Source organism: Pelatocladus sp. (genome assembly GCF_059505505.1).
In genome coordinates, this window is sequence record NZ_JCACKS010000168.1 from 1 (window position 1) to 3,479 (window position 3,479).

The window sequence follows — 3,479 nt, forward strand, 5'->3', positions numbered from 1 at the left end:
GCTAGCGGGGCATTATACCTTATTTGTTTTCCTTTTTTTGTTTAAGTCCCGTTAGTAAAGGGATTAAAGAATTAAATAGTAGTATTACTTGTGTAGATAATTATCGAGGTAGAGGGCGGAAAAAAGCAGAAGAACACCTCTCAAATCTTTTAGAAGATATTAAAAAGTTAGTAGATTCACAAAGCCAAATAGATCCAAGTTTTAAAAGTCAAAGACTCTACACACGCCTTGGAGCGGCTGAAGTCAGACATCAACTAATTGAGAAATTTGGTTATAATGATGAAGAATTACCAACTTCAGAAACAATTCGTGTCAAGTTAAACGATTTAGGGTATTGCCTCAAACGGGTTGCCAAAATTCAACCTCAAAAAAAATTCCCGAAACTGACGCAATCTTTGAGCATTTAGCTATAGTTAATCAAGAAGCTTCAGATGACCCAACTATATTACGCTTAAGTTTGGATGCGAAAGCTCGTGTTAATATTGGCTCATTTGACCGTGGTGGTAGAAATCGAGTACCAACAGAAACTGATGACCATGACTTTCATCCAAAAACAAGCGTAACTCCTTACGGTATCTTCCTTCCAGAGCTAGACGAGTTATTTTTGTATTTTACTGAATCCAAAGTCACTAGCGATTTTATCGTTGATATTTTAGCGGATTTTTGGAAATCAGAAAGCTGGCGATTTCCAGCAATAAAGACTTTAGTTATCAATCAAGATAACGGAGGAGAGAATAATTCGAGGCGCACACAATTCATGAAACGTATAGTTGAATTTTCTCAATCAAACCAACTAAATATACGTTTAGCTTATTATCCTCCTTATCACAGTAAATATAATCCCATTGAACGAACTTGGGCAGTTCTAGAGAATCATTGGAATGGAAGTATTCTCGATGAAGTGGAAACAGCTTTAAATTTTGCTCATAATATGACATGGAATGGAAAACATCCTGTTGTTAAACTAGTCACTAAAACTTATGAGCTAGGAGTTAGGCTGACTAAAGAAGCTATGTCAAAAATTGAGAAGCAAATCAAGCGTTTGACTGATTCAAACCATGAATATTTCCCGGATTTAGGGAAGTGGTTCATTGATATTTGTTATGGAGAAACATAGTTTTAAAAAATAGTTATTAAAGTTTTTTATAACGATAATTGATAATACTAGCACCATTGAAGGCATCACCGTGCCAAAACGGGAAAATTGTACGCTAAGGCTGAAACCTATATCACATAAGCATTTCAACGATACTTATTTTCCTTGATCCGCAAAGGACGCAACTTGTCAAAACTGGTCGCTTGTTTCAAATTCCACACATAATCGCCAGTGAGATTGATATGCTCCCACCCCAAGGGCGACAAATGTTGCAGATATTCTTCAGGAATATCCATTAAGAGTTGTTTCAAATAATCCACAGCTTTTTCTAAGTACACCGTATTCCACAGAACAATAGCAGCAATCACCAAATTCAACCCACTAGCCCGATAAAACTGGTCTTCATAAGAGCGATCGCGCACTTCCCCAAGGCGGTTAAAAAACACGGCTATGAGTCAGGGTATGTTTCGCCTCACCCTTGTTTAACCCCGCCGTCGCCCGTCGCCGCAGTTCTGGACTCTGCAACCATTCCAGGGTAAACAAAGTCCGCTCAATCCTTCCCAATTCCCGCAAAGCTAAAGCTAAACGATTCTGCCGAGGATAAGAAGCTAATTTCCTCAACATCAAAGAAGCTGTCACCGTCCCCGTCCGAATTGAACTAGCAAGGCGTAGAATCTCATCCCAAGATTCCTGAATCAATTTCACATTAATCTTGTCACCTAGCAGGGGAGCTAAAACCGAATCAGGAAGAGTAGGTGCAAAAGTATACAATTTCTTATCAGGTAAATCTCGCATTCGGGGTGCAAATCTAAATCCTAGCAGATGGCACATCGCAAATATATGCTCGGTATAACCGCTTGTATCCGTATAATGCTCGTGAATCTGTAAATCACTCTCGTGATACAACAAACCATCCAAAACGTGAGTTGCATCCCTAATCGTGGCGTTAATGACCTTAACGTGAAATGGGGCATACTGGTCGGAAATATGTGTGTAAAAAATAACACTTCTATCTTTACCATACTTGGCATTGATCTCTTCATTAAAACTGTGATGTCCGCCCGCTTTAAACCGTTGACCATCAGAAGAAGATGTTGTCCCATCACCCCAATAAGCAGCAAATGGTATCTGTGCGTGAAAATTCACTACCTCTGCTAAAGCCTTGGAATAAGTTTCATCCCGAATATACCAATCCGCCACCCATGCTAGACGCTCAAAGGACATTCCTTGAGTTGCGTCAGCCATCCGCGTTAAACCTAAATTAATGCCATCAGCAAGAATAGCGCTTAACAAAACAACTTTATCGGATACTTGTTCTCCTGAATGTAAATGCGTAAAATGCTTAGTAAATTGCGTCCAAGAATCAACTTCTACCAACAAATCAGTCAACTTAATTCTTGGGAGTAAAGCATAAACTTTTCTGGTAAATTGCAGCAGACGATTTTGGTGTACTCGTTTCAAACATCCAGAGTCGAGATGGAGATGGCGAATAAACTCTAATCGTTCTACCACTTTTAAAAAGTTTCTTGGATTAGCTTGACCTGGTGGTTGACGCAACCAAATTAAATTAGTCAGCTTTTGATCAGGCTCTACAACTAATAACTTATCCAGTGCTGTCTTTTGTAATGTTGTTAAACTTTTAGTTAACTCAAGACATACTAATTTTTGAGCGCGATGCAGAAGCTAGACCGCTTTTAGCTTTTTGATTGAGCCTCGAAGTTTGTCCACCCTCAATTTTACGGATGGTCTGGATGTGTATTTGTGCTTTTAAACTCAACTCTTTTTGGGTTAAGTTTTGCTTGACTCGCAATCTGTGGACGTAATCAGCCAGGGCTTCATCCCCTTTGGGAAGCACATCTTGTTCTGCTACCACCATCAAAATATATCTACAAATGTATTTATTAATAATAATCAAACATCTACACTTTTAAGAAAATAAATTGCCAAAAATCTGAGAAAAAGTCATGATTACTTTAGCTGCTTTAGCCACCGCGTTTTTAGAGCGTCCGGGGCTAGCCAAAAGTACTCTGCGTTCTTATGAGTCTACGATTATCCCCTTGCTCAAGGAGTATGGTCGATGGTCAATAGAAATCATGGACAGACAAATTTTGGTGGAATATCTCAATCATTTAACTGATGTTTCCTATACTACCCACCACCGTCATCAAGCTGTGATTACGGCTTTGTTTAACTTTGCTGTTGATATGGGATATCTCAAATCTAATCCAGTTACAGGACTTACTCGACGCAAGCCCAATCGAGAGCAAGGAGAACACGCTACGGATGAGGCTGTGCGTTATCTGACTTACAATCAATTAAGTATTTTGTATCCCACATTCCGCACCCACAACTGTCACACCCCAAAGAAACGGATCTATTTAGT

General features: G+C 39.3%; 2 protein-coding genes and 2 pseudogenes. 2 read left to right on the plus strand and 2 right to left on the minus strand.

Annotated elements, in window-relative coordinates; all coding sequences use genetic code 11:
* The first annotated feature begins 23 nt into the window (after window positions 1-23).
* Window positions 24-1,117, plus strand: a pseudogene (locus AC5JMK_RS13500) (ISAzo13 family transposase).
* A 125-nt stretch (window positions 1,118-1,242) separates the two neighbouring features.
* On the opposite strand, the pseudogene AC5JMK_RS13505 reads toward AC5JMK_RS13500, so the two are convergent.
* Together AC5JMK_RS13505 and AC5JMK_RS13510 are read right to left on the minus strand one after the other, a co-directional pair.
* A pseudogene (locus tag AC5JMK_RS13505) lies at window positions 1,243-2,503 on the minus strand (Tn3 family transposase); the annotation flags it as partial.
* Between the two features lie 241 nt (window positions 2,504-2,744).
* Complete coding sequence (locus AC5JMK_RS13510; RefSeq protein WP_495910331.1) at window positions 2,745-2,972, minus strand: helix-turn-helix domain-containing protein; 228 nt, start codon at window positions 2,970-2,972, stop codon at window positions 2,745-2,747.
* 88 nt (window positions 2,973-3,060) lie between these two features.
* On the opposite strand from AC5JMK_RS13510, the gene AC5JMK_RS13515 reads away from it, so the two are divergent.
* On the plus strand, window positions 3,061-3,479 hold a 419-nt coding region (locus AC5JMK_RS13515; RefSeq protein WP_495910332.1), incomplete at its 3' end, for a phage integrase SAM-like domain-containing protein.

Bases quoted from the DNA above. Each gene is read 5' to 3' on its own strand.
- AC5JMK_RS13510 (WP_495910331.1), bottom strand. From the start codon at position 2,972: ATGGTGGTAGCAGAACAAGATGTGCTTCCCAAAGGGGATGAAGCCCTG.